Origin of the sequence: Microbacterium sp. JC 701 (genome assembly GCF_021026215.1) — a bacterium.
GTDB classification, from domain to species: domain Bacteria; phylum Actinomycetota; class Actinomycetes; order Actinomycetales; family Microbacteriaceae; genus Microbacterium; species Microbacterium algihabitans.
In genome coordinates, this window is sequence record NZ_JAJNCV010000001.1 from 596,826 (window position 1) to 612,714 (window position 15,889).

At 71.5% G+C, this 15,889-nt stretch carries 14 protein-coding genes and 1 pseudogene; 9 read left to right on the forward strand and 6 right to left on the reverse strand.

The features are described 5' to 3' along the window. Positions 1–18: 18 nt before the first annotated feature. The 3 genes from LPW41_RS02900 to LPW41_RS02910 are packed head-to-tail and all read left to right on the forward strand — an operon-like array spanning position 19 to position 3,069. Entirely contained in the window at positions 19–948 is a 930-nt protein-coding gene (locus LPW41_RS02900; RefSeq protein ID WP_230704067.1) for a carbohydrate kinase family protein, read from the forward strand. Continuing rightward, positions 945–1,601 carry a class II aldolase/adducin family protein gene (locus tag LPW41_RS02905; RefSeq protein ID WP_154096838.1) on the forward strand — a complete coding sequence of 219 codons (657 nt, stop codon included), beginning with the start codon at positions 945–947 and terminating at the stop codon, positions 1,599–1,601. The genes LPW41_RS02900 and LPW41_RS02905 overlap by 4 nt, the downstream gene beginning before the upstream one ends. 10 nt (positions 1,602–1,611) lie before the next feature. Beyond that, complete coding sequence (locus LPW41_RS02910; protein ID WP_230704068.1) at positions 1,612–3,069, forward strand: aldehyde dehydrogenase family protein; 1,458 nt, start codon at positions 1,612–1,614, stop codon at positions 3,067–3,069. Positions 3,070–3,114: 45 nt separating this feature from the next. On the opposite strand, the gene LPW41_RS02915 is transcribed toward LPW41_RS02910, so the two are convergent. The 3 genes from LPW41_RS02915 to LPW41_RS02925 all read right to left on the reverse strand — a co-directional run bounded on the left by LPW41_RS02915 (position 3,115) and on the right by LPW41_RS02925 (position 6,238). After that, entirely contained in the window at positions 3,115–4,371 is a 1,257-nt protein-coding gene (locus LPW41_RS02915; protein ID WP_230704069.1) for an MFS transporter, read from the reverse strand. Between the two features lie 17 nt (positions 4,372–4,388). After that, positions 4,389–5,459: an alpha/beta hydrolase gene (locus tag LPW41_RS02920; protein WP_230704070.1), complete on the reverse strand. Its 1,071-nt coding sequence runs from the start codon at positions 5,457–5,459 to the stop codon at positions 4,389–4,391. Between the two features lie 143 nt (positions 5,460–5,602). Next, positions 5,603–6,238, reverse strand: a complete 636-nt coding sequence (locus tag LPW41_RS02925) for a TetR/AcrR family transcriptional regulator (RefSeq protein ID WP_154096835.1) — start codon at positions 6,236–6,238, stop codon at positions 5,603–5,605. Positions 6,239–6,294: 56 nt separating this feature from the next. On the opposite strand from LPW41_RS02925, the gene LPW41_RS02930 reads away from it, so the two are divergent. The 6 genes from LPW41_RS02930 to LPW41_RS02955 all read left to right on the forward strand — a co-directional run bounded on the left by LPW41_RS02930 (position 6,295) and on the right by LPW41_RS02955 (position 12,975). Next, positions 6,295–7,713 (forward strand): flavin monoamine oxidase family protein, encoded by a 1,419-nt coding sequence (locus tag LPW41_RS02930; protein WP_230704071.1) that lies wholly within the window; start codon positions 6,295–6,297, stop codon positions 7,711–7,713. Then, positions 7,713–8,156, forward strand: a complete 444-nt coding sequence (locus LPW41_RS02935) for a hypothetical protein (RefSeq protein WP_154096833.1) — start codon at positions 7,713–7,715, stop codon at positions 8,154–8,156. The genes LPW41_RS02930 and LPW41_RS02935 overlap by 1 nt, the downstream gene beginning before the upstream one ends. Before the next feature lie 3 nt (positions 8,157–8,159). Then, entirely contained in the window at positions 8,160–9,050 is an 891-nt protein-coding gene (locus tag LPW41_RS02940) for an alpha/beta hydrolase fold domain-containing protein (RefSeq protein ID WP_230704072.1), read from the forward strand. A 61-nt stretch (positions 9,051–9,111) separates the two neighbouring features. Then, complete coding sequence (locus LPW41_RS02945) at positions 9,112–9,336, forward strand: hypothetical protein (protein WP_144830202.1); 225 nt, start codon at positions 9,112–9,114, stop codon at positions 9,334–9,336. Between the two features lie 31 nt (positions 9,337–9,367). After that, a complete protein-coding gene (gene crcB, locus LPW41_RS02950; protein WP_144830199.1) occupies positions 9,368–9,733 on the forward strand; it encodes a fluoride efflux transporter CrcB in 366 nt (121 codons plus the stop codon). 80 nt (positions 9,734–9,813) lie between these two features. Next, entirely contained in the window at positions 9,814–12,975 is a 3,162-nt protein-coding gene (locus tag LPW41_RS02955; protein ID WP_230704073.1) for an efflux RND transporter permease subunit, read from the forward strand. 487 nt (positions 12,976–13,462) lie between these two features. Here LPW41_RS02955 and LPW41_RS17155 read toward each other — a convergent pair. From LPW41_RS17155 to LPW41_RS02965, 3 genes and pseudogenes are all read right to left on the reverse strand, one after another. Further along, a pseudogene (locus LPW41_RS17155) lies at positions 13,463–14,086 on the reverse strand (DUF998 domain-containing protein); the annotation flags it as partial. A 243-nt stretch (positions 14,087–14,329) separates the two neighbouring features. Beyond that, positions 14,330–15,235, reverse strand: a complete 906-nt coding sequence (locus LPW41_RS02960; protein ID WP_230704074.1) for an aldose 1-epimerase family protein — start codon at positions 15,233–15,235, stop codon at positions 14,330–14,332. Further along, the gene (locus LPW41_RS02965) at positions 15,232–15,864 is read right to left on the reverse strand and encodes an antibiotic biosynthesis monooxygenase (RefSeq protein WP_144830191.1); all 633 of its coding nucleotides are present in this window, start codon (positions 15,862–15,864) and stop codon (positions 15,232–15,234) included. The genes LPW41_RS02960 and LPW41_RS02965 overlap by 4 nt, the downstream gene beginning before the upstream one ends. Between the last annotated feature and the right edge of the window lie 25 nt (positions 15,865–15,889).

A 15,889-nucleotide genomic window follows, 5' to 3' on the forward strand; every position in this document is an offset into this window, starting at 1 on the left:
GACCCCGGAGGTTCGACGATGAACGCCGCCCCCCAGATCGTCACGCTCGGCGCCCACGTGCTCGACACGATCGTGCAACCCGTCGACGAGATTCCCGAGGGGCAGGGGTCGCTGCTCGTCGATGAGATCGTCATGTCGGCCGCCGGGCCCGCCGGGGGCACCGCGCTCGTGCTGACCAAGCTCGGCGCGCGAGTCGTCACGAGCGGCGCCGTGGGAGAGGACGTCGCCGGACGCGTGCTCGTCGGTCTGCTGCGCGACGCGGGCGTCGATGTGACCCACCTCATCACGGGTGAGCTGCCCACCTCGGCATCCGTGCTGCCCATCCGCTCCGATGGATCGCGACCCGCCCTGCACGTGGTCGGGGCCAACGCGCTCGCGGCCGACGTCGTGCCCTGGGAGGCGCTCGCCGCCGCCGCGCACGTGCACGTCGGCGCTCCCGAGCTGCTCGGGCCCGAGAACGTCGTCGAGATCCTCGAGTACGCCCATGCTCACGGAGCGACCACCTCGCTCGACTTCCTCATCGGCGGCGAACCCGCCTTCTACGCCCTCATCGAGCCGCTGCTGCCGCACACCGACTACGTGCTGCCCAACGCCGAACAGGCGATGGGGTGGACCGGCGCCGCCGACCTGGTCGCCGCCGCCCGCGCCCTGCACGCGGCCGGAGCCCGCGTCGTCGCGGTGACCGACGGGGGCGGCGACGTCGTGGTGGTCGAGGAGGATGCCGTCGCGTTCGTCCCGATCGTCCCCGCCGAGCCGGTCGACACCAGCGGCGGCGGCGACGCCTTCTCGGCGGGCTTCGTGTACGCCAAGCTCCGCGGGCAGTCCTCTCGCGACGCCGCGCGCTTCGGTTCGGCCACGGCGTCGCAGGTGGTCGCGGGAGTGGGCACCGACCACGGCGTGTACGACGCGGCATCCATCGACGCCCTCCTCTCGGCGGCGGCGCGATGACGGCCGCGACCGTGGGGGATGTGCGCGAGGCCGTGGCGAGCGCGTGCCGCTCTCTCGCCGCACAGGGGCTCGTCAAGGGCACCGCGGGCAACGTGAGCGTGCGGGTCGAGGGCGGCATCGCCATCACCGCGACCGGGGTCGTGTTCGCCGAGGCCGTCGCCGACGACGTGGTGGTCGTCGACGCCGACCGGCGCGTGGTGACGGGCGCGCTCGCCCCCAGCTCCGAACTCGATCTGCACCGGGCGGCCTACACCGACGACGCCGTGGGTGCCGTCGTGCACACCCACGCGCCGGCGGCGGTGGCGGTGTCGCTGGTGTCCGACCGCCTGCCGTGCGTGCACTACCAGCAGATCGCCCTGGGCGGCGAGATCGAGGTCGTGCCGTTCTCGGTGTTCGGCTCGGCCGAGCTCGCCGCCGACACCGGTGCCGCCCTCGCCGGGGCCAACGCCGCGATCCTCGCCCACCACGGGGCCGTGACCACGGGAGGCGACCTCGCCGATGCGGTGGCGAACACCGCGGTGCTCGAGTGGGCGTGCGACATCTACCTCCGCGCCCGCGCGGCCGGCGACCCGGCCGAGCTCACCCCCGAGCAGCAGGCCGCGGTGATCGCCGCGGCCGTGGCGACGGGGTACGGACAGAAGCACGAGGTGTGAGATGGATGCCATGACCACCACGACCTTTTCGTCGACGAGCCCGCTCGACGGCAGCGTCGTCGACACGTTCCCGGTGCACAGCCCGGACGACGTCGACGCGGCGGTCGATCGTGCCCGCCGCGCGGCGGCGTCGTGGCGGGCCCTCGGCTTCGCCGGGCGGCGCCGCGTGCTGCGGGCCTGGCGCCGCGACATCGTGGCGCACCTCGACGACCTCATCTCGCTCGTACGCGCCGAGACGGGCAAGCCTCGGGGCGACGCGCGCCTCGAGATCATGCTCACGCTCGACCACCTCGCGTGGGCGGCCACGCACGCCCCGCGCATCCTGCGCCGACGGCGGGTCGGATCGGGCGTGCTCATGCTCAACCAGCACGCGAGCGTGGGATACGTGCCCTACGGCGTCGTGGGGGTGATCGGGCCGTGGAACTACCCGGTCTTCACGCCCATGGGCTCCCTCGCGTATGCGCTCGCCGCGGGGAATGCCGTCGTGTTCAAGCCGAGCGAGTACACCCCCGGCGTCGGCGCCTGGCTGCAGCGGGCGTTCGTGCGCGCCGGCGGGGCGGCCGACGTGTTCGCGGTGGTGACCGGGTTCGGGCCCACCGGCGCCGCCCTGTGCCGAGCAGGCGTCGACAAGGTGGCCTTCACCGGATCCACCGCGACGGGCAAGGCCGTCATGGCCGCGTGCGCGGAGACCCTGACCCCGGTCGTCATCGAGGCCGGCGGCAAAGACGCCCTCCTCGTCGATGAAGACGCCGATCTCGCGGCGGCGGCCGAAGCGGCCGTGTGGGGTGCGTACTCGAACGCGGGGCAGACCTGCATCGGCATCGAGCGCGTCTACGCCCACGCGAAGGTGTACGACCGGTTCGTCGAGGCCGTCGCCGAGCGCACGCGCGAACTGCGCGCCGGAACCGGCGACGACGCCACGCTCGGTCCGCTCACCATGCCGCGCCAGGCCGACGTCGTGCGTGCGCACGTCGCCGACGCGCTCGCGCGGGGCGCGACGCCGCGCGTGGGCTCCGTCCCGGGCGCGGGCACGACCGTGCAGCCGGTGCTGCTCACCGACGTCGACGAGCGGTCATCGGCCGTGCGGGACGAGACCTTCGGCCCCACCCTGGTCGTCAACCGCGTGGCATCCATGGACGAAGCCATCGAGAAGGCCAACGCCGTGCGGTACGGGCTCTCGGGCGCGGTGTTCTCGAAGCGTCGCGGCCGCGAGCTCGCGCTGCGCCTGCGCGGCGGAATGATCGCGATCAACTCGGTCATCTCGTTCGCCGCGATCCCCGCCCTGCCGTTCGGCGGCGTGGGCGATTCGGGCTTCGGGCGCATCCACGGGACGGACGGCCTCCGCGAGTTCGCGTACCCGAAGGCGCTGACGCGTCAGCGGTTCCCGCTGCTGACGCTCACGACCATGCGCCGCACCGCCACGGTCGACCACATCGTGGAGCGGATCATCCGGGCGCTCTACGGCTGAACCCCGAAGGTGCGGATGCCGCGGGCTCCCGGCATCCGTCGACGATCACCGCACCGAGCGCACCCGCATGATGATGACCGAGCCCAGCAGACCCGCCAGGCCGCTGGCGAGGAAGAGGCCCGCGAACCCGCCGAAGAGCACGACCGCCCCGGCCCCGAGCAGCGGACCGAAGGCCTGCGGACCGGCGAGGGCGATGTTCATGATCCCGACGTCTTTGCCGCGCGTCTCGGCCGAGGGGAGCACCTGCGTCGCGAGGGCCTGATCGACCGCGAAGAAGCACCCCTGGCCGAGGCCGAGCAGCACGGCGCCGATCACGGCGGTCGATTCGGCCGGGGCGACGGCCAGCAGCAGAGCCGAGACGGCCTGCGCCACCCCCGAGGCGAGCACGAACACGCGACGGCGCTGCACGACGTCGCTGAGCTTGCCGAGGGCGACAGATGCCACGATCGTGACGACCATGTAGATCACCGTCGTGAAGACGAGGAAGCCGGTCGGGTCGGCCACGCGCAGCGCGAAGGTGAAGAAGTACAGCAGCATCGTCGTGGCGATGGCGTTGCCGAGGTTGATGAGCACGCGGCTCGCGACCGTCCACGCGAAGTCGGGGTGACGCCGGGGGTCGACCCAGATCGAGGAGAGGATCGTGCGGGCGGTGAGGGGGCCGAGCAGCGCCGCCTCGGCGTCGGTCAGCGGCACGTCGCGCAGCACGAGCAGGAACGGCACCGCGAGGGCGAGATTGCACGCGGCCAGGGCGAGGTAGCCCGAGGCGGTGGTGGTGAAAACCGCGGTCACCAGCACGATCCCGAGCAGGATGCCGAGAGCGTTCGGGGCCGAGATCCAGCCCGAGACGAGTCCGCGCTGACCGGCCGGCACGCTGTCGGCCATCACCGCGGTGAGGGCGGCCGAGGCCATGCAGAAGCCGAGCATCACCGCGGTCCACATGACGACGGTGCCGAGCGTCTCGGTCTGGATGCCGAGGAGGGCGAGTCCGACCGACGCGACCACGACCCCGCCGAAGATCCAGGGTCGTCGCCGGCCGAAGCGGGAGCGCGTACGATCGCTCAGCGCACCGACGATCGGATACGCGACCACCACGAAGGTCCCCGCGACCGCGCTGACCAGGCCGTAGGCGACCAGCGAGACCAGCCAGTCGTCCGACGCGTGCTGGGCCGCGATCTGCAGGGGCAGCAGCACCTGCACCGGCACGAGCTGGGCCATCCACAGCCCGAGCCAGACGCCGGCGAACGCCGCGATCCACCCCGCCCGCACGGGGCGCGTCGGTTCGGCGTAGGCCGTGGGCGTCACGAGCGGAGCGTCGGGGATCACCGGCGGCCGCCCGTCCGCGCGGCCGAGAGCGTGTCGAGGGCCCACCGCCCGGCATCCGCCACCGCCTCCCGGGCGTCGCGCAGCGCTCCGCACGCGTTGAAGAAGCCATGGATCTGGTCGGTGTGCGTCACGAGCCGCGTGGGCACGCCCGCGGCCTCGAGGCGCTCGGCGTACGCGACCCCCTCGTCGCGCAGCACGTCGAAACCCGACACGGCGACGTAGGCGGGAGCGAGGCCTGCGAGGTCGGCGGCTCGCAGGGGAGAGACCAGGGGATCCTCCGCGCGGCCGCCGCCGCTGAGATAGTGCGCGGCATACCAGTGCATCTGCGCCGCGGTGAGGAAGAACCCGTCGCGGAACAGCTCGTACGACCGGTGTTCCCGAGACAGGTCGGTCACGGGGCAGAACAGGATCTGGAAGGCGGGGGCGCCGCCGGCATCGTCGCGCGTCACCGCCGCCACGACCGCCGCCATGTTGCCGCCCGCGCTCTCGCCGCCGACGCCGACGGTCTCGGCGGTCCCGCCGAACCGCGCCGCGTTGTCGCGCACCCACCGGAACGCGTCGACGCCGTCGTGCAGCCCCGCGGGGAAGGGTGACTCGGGCGCCAGGCGGTAGCCGACCGAGACCACCGTCAGGCCCGAGGTCTTCGCGAGCGTGCGGCACGTGGCATCCGCGCTGTCGACCGATCCGAGAACCCAGCCCCCGCCGTGGAAGTAGACGATGGTTCCGGATGCCGCCACGTCGGTGCGCGCGCGGTAGACGCGGCCCGGCACGGTGCCCGCTCGCATCGGGATCTCGATGTCGGAGCGCTCGGCCAGGCGGATGCCGCTGGCGAAGGTCCACGCCTCGAGCTCGATGTGCGCGCGGGCCTCGTCGAGCGGGAGGCGCTCGAAGTGCGCCCCGGGGGAGTCGTTCATCACGCGTAGCGATGCCTGCACCGCGGGGTGCAGGGTGTGGCCGTCGACCACGACGGGGCGGCCGTTCGCGACGCGGAGCGCGGCGCGCGGGAGTGAGCCCAGGGCGCGCGCGCCCCAGCGGAGCAGGTGGTCCTGGGGACGGGGTCGGATCATCGCGGAGCCCTTCTGTCGATCACGGCATCGGGATCGACTATCGGGTCACTTTATTGCACACACGTACCGTTTTGTGTGACGAAGACGTGAATTCGCTCGCGAGGAGCAACGATGCGCGCGAGAAACCTGTACGTTTGTGCCAACTAAGCGGGCGAGTGATCCCCTTCGCCGAGTGACGACGTCGCGGCGAGGGTCACGAACCCCACGATGGCGGCGCGCAGGGCGTGCGCCAGGGACTGGAACTGGACCTCTTCGGAACGGGCGATGCGATGCAGGGCGAAACCGTCGATCAGCGCGACGACCGCAGCGGCGGCGTGCGGATCGGTCACGCCGTTGGTCTGCAGCACGGCCGCGGCGAGCGCCCGCGTCTCGTCGAGGATCTGCGCGACGTGCACGCGCAGCGCCGGATGCCGCGACGCGAACAGGTAGATCTCGAACTGCGCGACCGTGTGGTCCTGCGACTGGCTGCGCACGATCTCGACGAACTCGTCGATCGCCGCCCCCGGACTGTTCGCGCCCGAGACGAGCACGGAGCGGAACTGCTCGAGTCGCTCGAGCTCGGCGGCCATGGCGTGCGCGACGGCCTCGCCGATCATGTCGTCGAGCGAGGCGAAGAAGTAGGTCGTCGACGAGTGCGGCACGCCCGCCGCGGCGGCCACCGCCCTGTGCGTGACGGCGGCGATGCCCCCCTCGGCGATGATCGCGATCGTGGCGTCCAGCAGCAGCTCGCGACGCGCGCGGCCGCGGGCCCGCATCGATCGACTCGTCGTCTCGCTCACGCTGTCCTCCTCGCCGGCCGCACCGGTCGGTGTCGCACCAGAAACGGAGCAAGCCTATGACCGCACCCTCGAGAGCCGTGGACGAGTCGGCCGCTGCCGACGTCGATGTCGTCGTGATCGGCGCGGGCCTGTCGGGTCTGACCGCCGCTCATCGCCTGCGTCAGTTCGGGGCGCGCGTCGCCGTGTTCGAGGCCGCGTCGCGCGTCGGCGGGCGCGTGGCGTCGGCGCGGGTGGGCGGCGTGCACGTCGACCTCGGGGGCACCTTCGTCGGTCCCGGGCAGGATCGCATCGTCGCCCTCGCCGACGAGGTGGGGGTCTCGCGCTTCCCGACATACACGGCGGGGCAGAACGTCATCCGCTGGCGCGGTCAGCATCGCCGCTACCGCGGCACCGTGCCGCCGGTGGGGGCGAGCCTTCTCGACGTCGGGCGCGTGCAGCTGACGCTCGACCGCCTCGCCCGGTCGGTGCCCTGCGGCGACCCCGCGTCCGCGCCGCAGGCCGCGCAGTGGGACGCCGAGAGCCTCGGTTCGTGGCTGCGCCGCTCGCACGCCTCCGCCGCCGCTCGCGACCTCATCGCGATCGCCGGGCGCACGACGTGGGGCTGCGAGCCCGACGAGATCTCGTTCCTGCACGCCCTGCACTACATCCACCAGGCGGGTGGGCTGTCGGCGATGCTCGACACCGCCGGCGGCGCGCAGGAGGAGCACTTCGTCGAGGGCTCGCACGAGATCGCCGTGCGTCTCGCCGCGGGTCTCGGCGACGCGCTGCGCCTCGACTCTCCCGTGCGTCGCGTCGAGGCGGAGGGTGACGAGGTGCGGGTGTCGACCGATCGCGAGACGGTCCGTGCGCGGACGGTGATCGTCGCCGTGCCGCCGTCGCTGCGCACACGCATCGAGTTCTCGCCCGCGCTGCCGCCCGTGCAGACGCAGATGTCGCAGCGCTGGCCCGCGGGAGTGCTGTCGAAGGCCTACGCGGTGTACGACCGTCCGTTCTGGCGCGACCACGACCTGTCGGGTCAGGGGGTGTCCGACACCGGCCCTGCCTTCATCACCTTCGACGCCGGTCCCGCCGGCCCCGACGCTCCCGGCGTTCTGCTCGGCTTCATCGGGGGTGTCTACGCCCGTGAGTGGGACGACCTGCCCCTCGCCGAACGCCGTGCCCGCGCCCTGTCGTCGTTCGCCGACCTGTTCGGACCGACGGCGCTGGATGCCACGGGCTACATCGATCAGCGCTGGGGTGCCGAGCCGTGGGTCGCCGGCGGCCCCACCGCCGCCCCCGGGCCGGGAGCGGTCGTGCCCTACGCGTCCGCCCTCGCCACCCCGGTCGGCCGCGTGCTGTGGGCGGGCACCGAGACCGCGAGCCGGTGGACCGGCTTCATGGACGGCGCGGTGCGCGCGGGGGAGCGCGCCGCGCTGCAGGCCCGCGCCCTGCTCTCCGACCCCTCGACCGACGACGAACAGACGGGAGCCCTGTGATGACCTGGCGCCGCGAATACACGCACCTGACGACCGCCTCCGCCGAGGCGGTGTGGAAGAGGTGGACGACCCCGGCCGACTGGGCCGTCGACGATCCCGACCTGCGCGAGGCCGTCTTCGCGGCGCCGCCGCGCGTGGGCTCGACCGGTCGCGTGCTCAACCACGGGACTCCCGCGCAGCGCTTCACCTTCACCGAGCTGCAGCCGGGTGTCGCGATGAATTTCCGCATCGGTCTGCCCGGGGCGGTGCTGTCGTTCCCGCACCGCATGCGCCAGACGCCGAACGGCCTGTCGGTGACGCACGCCGTGGAGATCTCGGGTCCCCTCGCCGGGGTGTTCGGTCCGCTGGTCGGGCGCAAGATCGCCGCGGGTCTGCCGGCGGTGGTGCGCCTGGTGACGACGAACGCGCTCGCCGACATGGCCGCCGACGCGCGCGAGGGCTAGCGCGTGTCGGTGTCGATGACGCTCACGGCGGGGGCCATGTGGGTGAGTGCGCGGTCGATCCGGCGGGCGCTCGCACGCGACGATTACCTCGACACCCTCGACCCCGATCGGTGGCCCGCGGAGCCGCCCGCGCGCCTTCGCCGGTCGGGTCGCGTGGTCGTCTCGCGCGAGGGCGACCTGCCGGTCTACCGCTACGAGCCGGCGGCGCGCACTCCGGGGCTCGAGCTGATGTACCTGCCCGGTGGGGGACTCGTGAACCCGCTCGTGGCCGAGCACTGGTGGATCGTCGAGCGTCTCGCCCGGGCGACGGGGGCGGCGATCACAGTGGTCTGTTATCCGCTGGCGCCCGAGCGCGGCGCAGACCACACCCTGGCCGTGATCGATGCGCAGTACGAGCGCCTCGCGGCGCGGGCCTCGAGGCTCTGGGTGGCCGGAGACTCGGCGGGCGGCGCTCTCGCCGTCGGTCTGGCCCTGCGCGCCTCTCGTCGCCGCGACGCCCTCGTGCTGTTCTCGCCCTGGCTCGACCTGGGCCTCGAGAACCCCGCGATCGCCCGGCGGGCGCGTCGCGATCCCTCGTTGCGGGTGCCCGGACTCCGCGCGGGAGCGGCTGCCTGGGCGGGCGAACGGGGGCTGGACGACCCGGCGATCGATCCCGCGCGCATGGATCCGACCGGTCTGCCCCCGACTCTGTTGTTCCAGGGCGGCCGTGACATCTTCTTCGACGACGCGGTGGCGTTCACTCGGCGGGCGGATGCCGTCGGAGCGCCGGTGCGCCTGATCACGGCGCCGGCCGGGTTCCACGTCTACGTCGGGGCGTTCTGGACGCCCGAATCTCGCTCGGCGTTCGCCGAGGTGGGTGCTCTGGCCCACGCGACACAGTCGGCGATGACATAACGGTACATATGTGCAACAATCTGCCGAGGGGTGCGACGATGCGCCCACCCACGGAGGAAAAATGGCCGCTCGATACGACCTCGCCAAGATCAAGCTCGGCAAGCTGATGACCGATCCGGATGCCGAGGGCATCATCCTCGACGTCATCCCCGACCTCAAGGCCAGCCCGACCTACCTCGTGGCGCGCACCCTCACCGCGAGCGCCGCCCTCAAGCTCGCCGAAGCGCAGATCGGGGCCGACAAGGCGGCCGAGCTGCGGCGGCGGGTGGAGGCCCTCGAAGCCTGACCGGGCCACGGCGACCGCGTAGATTGGCGGCGTGACACCCCTCCTCTTCCTCGCCGTCGCCGTCGCCGGTGGCATCGGGGCGGCCCTGCGCTACGTCCTCGACGTGCTCATCCGCCGGCGAACGGGTGAGGGGTTCCCCTGGGGGATCCTCGTGGTGAACCTCACGGGAGCCCTGGTCCTCGGCATCCTGAGCGCCCTTCCCGCCGACGAGACGTGGCGCTGGATCCTGGGGACCGGCCTGCTCGGCGGGTACACCACCTTCAGTGCGGTGGCCGTGACGACCGCGCTCCTGGCCGAGGAAGGGCGCACGCGCGCCTCGTTGTCGTACGCCGTCGTCTCATTCGTGGGATCGGTGCTCGCCGCCGCGCTCGGATTGACGGTGGGCTCGCTGTTCTAGAGCGGACCGCCCTCGGAAACCCCATGGGATACTGAGGTTCGATACACACCTGTATCGAATGTGATCTCGGAGGGTCCTTCGTGTCGTACCTGGCCGTTCTCAGCCTGAAGAACCGCGCCCTCATCGCCCTCGTCACGATCGTCGCCGCGATCTTCGGCGGTCTCGCGTTGACGAGCCTCAAGCAAGAGCTCATCCCCTCGATCGAGTTCCCGCAGCTCGCCGTCGTCACGACCTACCCGGGTGCGTCGCCCGAGGTCGTCGAGACAGACGTGTCGACGCCGATCGAGAACGCGATCCGCGGGGTGGAGGGGCTCGAGTCCACCACCGCCACCAGCACCACGAACTCGTCGATCGTGTCGGCGTCGTTCACCTACGGCACCGACCTGGCGGCCGCGCAGCAGAAGATCCTCGCCGCGATCGCCCGCATCAACGACCAGCTGCCCGACTCCGCCGACACGACGGTGGCGTCGGCGAGCATCGACGACTTCCCCGTCATCCAGCTCGCCGTGACGGGCTTCACCGACGCGCAGGCGACGCAGGCGACCCTCCAGACGAGCGTGGTTCCCGACCTCGAAGACGTCGCGGGCGTCAACGGCGCGCAGATCGTCGGCGGCACCGGCGAGCGGGTGACGATCACTCCGGATGCCACCCGCCTGAGCGAACGCGGGTTCAGTCAGCAGGCCATCACCGACGCGCTCGACGCGAACGGCGTGCTCTTCCCGGGCGGCTCGCTCACCGAGAACGACCAGACCCTCACCGTGCAGACGGGCTCGAAGCTCACCAGCGTCGACGAGATCTCGGCTCTCCCGCTCGTTCCGACCGACGCCGCGCAGATCGCGGCCGGCCAGACCACGATCGCCGACGTGGCCGACGTCGCCCTGCAGACCGACCCGGTGACGACGCTGTCGCGCGTCGACGGCAAGCCGGCGCTGACCATCGCGGTGACGAAGCTGCCCGCAGCCAACACCGTCGACGTCTCGCGCGGAGTGCTCGCGGCGCTGCCCGCCCTCGAATCACAGCTGGGTGAGGGGGCGACCTTCACCGTCGTCTTCGACCAGGCGCCCTTCGTCGAGCAGTCCATCGAGGCCCTCGCGCAAGAGGGTCTTCTCGGCCTCGTCTTCGCGGTCGTGGTGATCCTCGTCTTCCTCATGTCGGTGCGTTCGACGCTCGTCACCGCCATCTCGATCCCCACGAGCGTGCTGATCACCTTCGTCGGCCTCCAGGCGTTCGGCTACTCGCTGAACATCCTGACCCTCGGAGCTCTGACCATCGCGATCGGCCGTGTCGTCGACGACTCGATCGTGGTGATCGAGAACATCAAGCGCCACTACGTCGGCGACGCCGACAAGATCCCCACCATCGTGCGCGCGGTGCGCGAGGTGGCCGCGGCCATCACGGCATCCACCATCACCTCCGTCGCGGTGTTCCTGCCGATCGCCTTCGTCGGCGACGTCACCGGAGAGCTGTTCCGCCCGTTCTCGCTCACCGTGACCATCGCGATGGCCGCCTCGCTGCTCGTCTCGCTGACGATCGTGCCCGTGCTGGCGTCGTGGTTCCTGAAGCCCGGCAAGGTCATCCGCGACGACAACGGCGACCCGGTCGATCCCGAGGCCGCCGACGCCCCGCCGTCGCGGCTGCAGAAGGCCTACGTCCCGATCCTCACGTGGACGCTGAAGCACTCGGCGGTCACCCTCGGGGTGGCGGTGCTCATCCTCGGCGGCACCCTCGCCACGTTCCCCCTGCTCAAGACCGATTTCCTCGGCGATTCGGGTCAGAACACCTTCACCGTCACGCAGAAGATCGGCTCGGCACCCAGCCTCGACGCCGAAGACGCCGCGGCCCAGAAGGTCGAGGCCGTGCTGCTCGACACCCCGGGCGTGCAGACCGTGCAGACCTCGATCGGCTCGAGCGGCTCGGCGCTGCGCGACGCCTTCTCGGGCGGCGGCTCGGGCATCACGTACTCGATCACCTCCGAGTCCGGAGCCGACCAGGTCGAGCTCCGCGAGCGCGTGCGCACCGAGCTCGAACAGCTCACCGACGCCGGTGAGATCGAGGTCGCGGCATCCGGGGGCGGCTTCGGCTCCACCGACATCACCGTCGACGTGACCGCCGCCGACGGCTCGTCGCTGCAGCAGGCCAGCGATGCCGTCGTGTCGCAGCTGCAGGGTCGCGAGGGCGTGGGCCAGGTCACCAGCAGCCTGTCGGCCTCGCTGCCCTTCGTGTCGGTGCGTGTCGACCGCGCCGCGGCCGCGGAACGCGGTCTGTCGGAGCGCGCGGTCGGCGCCCTCGTCTCCGGGGCGCAGCAGCCCCGTCAGGCGGGCACCGTCGAGCTCGACGGCCGCGGAGTGACCGTGTACCTCGCCACCGCGAATCCTCCGCAGACGATCGACGACCTGCGCGCTCTCGAGATCCCGAGCGCGAGCGGAGCGGTGCGCCTCGACCAGATCGCGACCGTCGAAGAGAGCCAGACGGCGCCCTCCATCACGACCGCGCGCGGCCTTCGCACCGCGACGATCACCGTGACGCCGACCTCCGACGACCTCGGCAGCTCCTCGGCGACCGTGCGCGACGCGCTCGCCGACGTGCAGCTGCCCGAGGGCGCTACGGCCGAGGTGGGTGGTGTGGTCACCAGCCAGCAGGATGCCTTCGGCCAGCTCGGCCTCGCCCTTCTCGCGGCGATCCTCATCGTCTACGTCGTGATGGTGGCGACCTTCAAGTCGCTGCGCCAGCCGCTCGAGCTGCTCGTGTCGGTGCCGTTCGCGGCGACCGGAGCGATCCTCATGCTCCTGATCACGGGCGTGCCGCTCGGGGTCGCGGGAATGATCGGCGCGCTGATGCTCGTCGGCATCGTCGTGACCAACGCGATCGTGCTGATCGACCTCGTCAACCAGTACCGGGCGCGGGGTCTCAGCGTGTTCGAGGCCACGATCGTCGGCGGAGCGCGACGTCTGCGGCCGATCCTCATGACGGCTCTCGCGGCGATCTTCGCGCTCGTGCCGATGGCGCTCGGCATCACCGGCCACGGCGGGTTCATCTCGCAGCCGCTCGCGGTCGTGGTGATCGGCGGACTCGTGTCGTCGACGTTCCTGACGCTGCTGGTGCTGCCGACGCTCTACAACCTCATCGAAGGAGCGAGCGAGCGCCGCCGTCAGCGCCGCGCGGAGCGAGAGTCCGTGCAGAGCGCGCCGACGGCCCACGACGACCACCCGTTGAGCCGACGCGAGCTGCGCGAGAAGCACTGATCGCAAGCGGGCGAGAGGCGGCGGGGCCCCGAGCGGCGACGTGCGTCCGCGCGGCCGTGGAAGCCTCACCCGCGTTGGCCGTGAGGTGCCGCGCGGCGACGTGAGTCGACGGGCGACCGTCGACACCGCGGCGCGGCGCGGTGCGGGTGTTCGCCGAGGTGAGGACGGTTCCGGATGCCACGACTCCGGTGCGGTCGCTCGTCGGCAGCGAGCGCTCGGTGCGCGCGAGCACCGTCAGGAAGCGCTCGAGGGGCGAGGCGGACAGGGGCGTCCTCACAATGCGACGCGTCTGCGCCGGGCGGGGGAGTGCGCGGGCGGTGCCGAGCGGGCGCAGCGAGGCGCGCGAGCGCGCGGCGACCACCGAGCGGCTCCGGCGGCGCGGGGCGACGTGGGCGACGGCGGGGGCCGCGGTATCCGCCACTTCCTCCACGACATCGCGCGTGGTCTTGGCGGACGCACTCGCGAGGATCTGCGTGAACATGCCCGACCACGCGAACATCGCCGCGCACGAGATCGTCTCGAAGAGGGCGAGGTTGATCGTGGCCGACACGAACAGCGAGATCGAGGCGATCAGCCACACGAGTGCGATGCCCGTGCCGATCGCCATGCGCTTGCCGAGGCGGTTGAGCATCAGCGGAGCGCTGAGCAGCAGCACAAGGAAGCCGAGCACCATGGAGCCGGCGACCTTGTCGTGCAGGTCTTTGTCGGTGTTGAGGGGAATGCAGCCGACCAGGGCGAGATTCACACCGACGCAGTTGAGGCAGAGGAAAGCAACGGTTGCCGCACCGCGGCGCACGGGACCGCGACCAAGACGCGCGATGTCACGACGCACGCAGAAGGCGAAGACCACCACGATCATTCCGCTGACCTTGAGCGTGGTGTTGAAGAATGCGCTGGAAAGATCGCCGAAGATGCCGAGCTGGCTGAAGTGCAGCTGCCACCACAGCGGGTCGCTCGTGGTCGCGATCGCGAGCAGCAGGCCGCCGACCAGCGTGGTCAGTGCGGCAGCGCCGACGTGAAGCGAGGACAACGCCGCGAGTCGACGCGTGAGGCCGGTCAGACGCGGCACCGAGACAGAAACGGGGACGGCGAAGCGGAGCGCGGTGCTCATGATGGGGGATCTTTCCTTCAGACGGAACGGGGATCCCCCCTCATCGCGGGACCCTCGGCCCCCGTCGGCTCGTTCGGGTAGAAGGCAAGGGGAAACCTTGGTCCTCTGCCTCCCCCGGCCTTGACGGAAATCCGTCACCGCTCATGGTAACGTTCGCGCCGCCTTCGTAGGAAAGCCCTTGCCTGGGATTTTCCCTGGTCATATGGCTAATTCTTTGTCCCCCATTTGGGGGACAAGAATGCGTCACGCGGTGAAGCGCACGCCCCATTCCCGGCGCATCGACGACCCGGGTTCGAGCTTTTCGAGGTCGGTTCCCGTGGCGAAGGCGTTGGCGGGGGCCGTCATCGGCTCGATCGCGACGGCGAGCGGGTGACCCGGATACCGGTCGGTCGTGAACACCTGGGCCCAGCGGAAGCCCTCGTCCTGCCAGAGCTCGAGACGGCGCCCGTCGGGAGCGGTGAGCGTGTGGCGCGCGCGTCCCTCGGCGTCGCGCTCCAACCCGCGGTAGCCGTTGTCGAGGCCGGCGTCGCCCAGGCGCTTGCCCGCGCGCAGATCGGTGGCGGCATCGACCGGCACCTCGGCGACGGGGATGTTGCGCTCGTCGACCACGAGCGTCGAGGTACCAGTGGAGTGCACCACGAGATCGGCCGTCGGCACGCCCCCGATCTGCAGGTAGGGGTGCACGCCGAGCGCCACCGGCGCCGTTCGTGCTCCGACGTTCTCGATGTCGTGAGTGACGTGCAGCCCGTCGTCGCGCAGGTCGAAGGTCACGCGCGTGCGCAGGTGGAAGGGATACCCGGTCTGGGGCACGACGTCGGCCCCGAGCACGAGCCGGGCGTCGGTGTGCTCGATCGCCTGGTACATCCCGAACCGCAGCAGTCCGTGGCTGGCGTTGCCGAACTTCGGCTCGCTGATGGCCAGCTGCAAATCTTCGCCCTCGAAGGTGTACTTGCCGTCTCGGATGCGGTTCGGCCACGGCACGAGCACGACCCCGGATGCCGCGGGCGTCGGGGCGTCGTCGGGGTAGCTCGGCACGAGATCGACCTCGTCGACGGTGAGCGCGCGCAGCGCTGCCCCCACCTGGGTGATCTCGGCCGACGAGTGCTCGCCGCGCAGGCGGAAGCGGAATCCGGTGGGGTCGGCGGTCATGACTGTGCCTTTCGCGATCGGCGGGGGCGCTGCAACCAGGGCTGCAGCATGCGGGTGACCCACGGGAGCACCGCGTAGGTCATGACGGGGGTGAGCATGAGGGTCGTCGCGAGCACGCGCAGCACGAGCGGCACCTCGGCGAAGCCCGGAATGAAGCCCAGCAGCCATGACGCCAGCAGATTGGTGGGGAAGAAGCCGACCCAGATCGTCACCGCCTGCTTCCAGCGCGGGGGAGCCGGGGGCACGGGCTGCTGGATCGGCTGGGTTCCGGCATCCGTCACCGTCGCCGCTTCGAGGATCGAGCCGTGCGGGGCGTCGAACCAGCCCTCGATCCCCGTGCGCCGCTCGCTGCGCTCCTCGCGCGCGAACGGGCGGCCCGAGTCGAGCCACCACTGCCGCTGCGGGGAGCTCTCCCACTCCTCGAGCGTCGTGATGTCGCGGAAGCGGTACAGCATGTACCAGAGGTCGCTGTCTTCGCCCGCGCGCACCCAGCCCGAGCCGAGGAAGCCCGGAAAAGCGGTCGCGAGGTCGGTGCCGGCCTGCATCCAGGAGGTCGCTTCGGCGGTGCGCGTCGGGTCGATGCGCCGCTCGATCGCCACCGTGATGGGGTGGGCGTCGGTGTCTGCCATGCGTCTATCTTCCGTCAGCGCAACC

What these genes read in the sequence shown, in the direction of transcription:
- LPW41_RS02945 (WP_144830202.1), top strand. Translation starts at nt 9,112, where the DNA reads ATGGCCGCTCGATACGACCTCGCCAAGATCAAGCTCGGCAAGCTGATG.
- LPW41_RS02900 (WP_230704067.1), top strand. Translation starts at nt 19, where the DNA reads ATGAACGCCGCCCCCCAGATCGTCACGCTCGGCGCCCACGTGCTCGAC.
- LPW41_RS02905 (WP_154096838.1), top strand. Translation starts at nt 945, where the DNA reads ATGACGGCCGCGACCGTGGGGGATGTGCGCGAGGCCGTGGCGAGCGCG.
- LPW41_RS02965 (WP_144830191.1), bottom strand. Translation starts at nt 15,864, where the DNA reads ATGGCAGACACCGACGCCCACCCCATCACGGTGGCGATCGAGCGGCGC.
- LPW41_RS02935 (WP_154096833.1), top strand. Translation starts at nt 7,713, where the DNA reads ATGACCTGGCGCCGCGAATACACGCACCTGACGACCGCCTCCGCCGAG.
- LPW41_RS02920 (WP_230704070.1), bottom strand. Translation starts at nt 5,459, where the DNA reads ATGATCCGACCCCGTCCCCAGGACCACCTGCTCCGCTGGGGCGCGCGC.
- LPW41_RS02960 (WP_230704074.1), bottom strand. Translation starts at nt 15,235, where the DNA reads ATGACCGCCGACCCCACCGGATTCCGCTTCCGCCTGCGCGGCGAGCAC.
- LPW41_RS02930 (WP_230704071.1), top strand. Translation starts at nt 6,295, where the DNA reads ATGACCGCACCCTCGAGAGCCGTGGACGAGTCGGCCGCTGCCGACGTC.
- LPW41_RS02910 (WP_230704068.1), top strand. Translation starts at nt 1,612, where the DNA reads ATGACCACCACGACCTTTTCGTCGACGAGCCCGCTCGACGGCAGCGTC.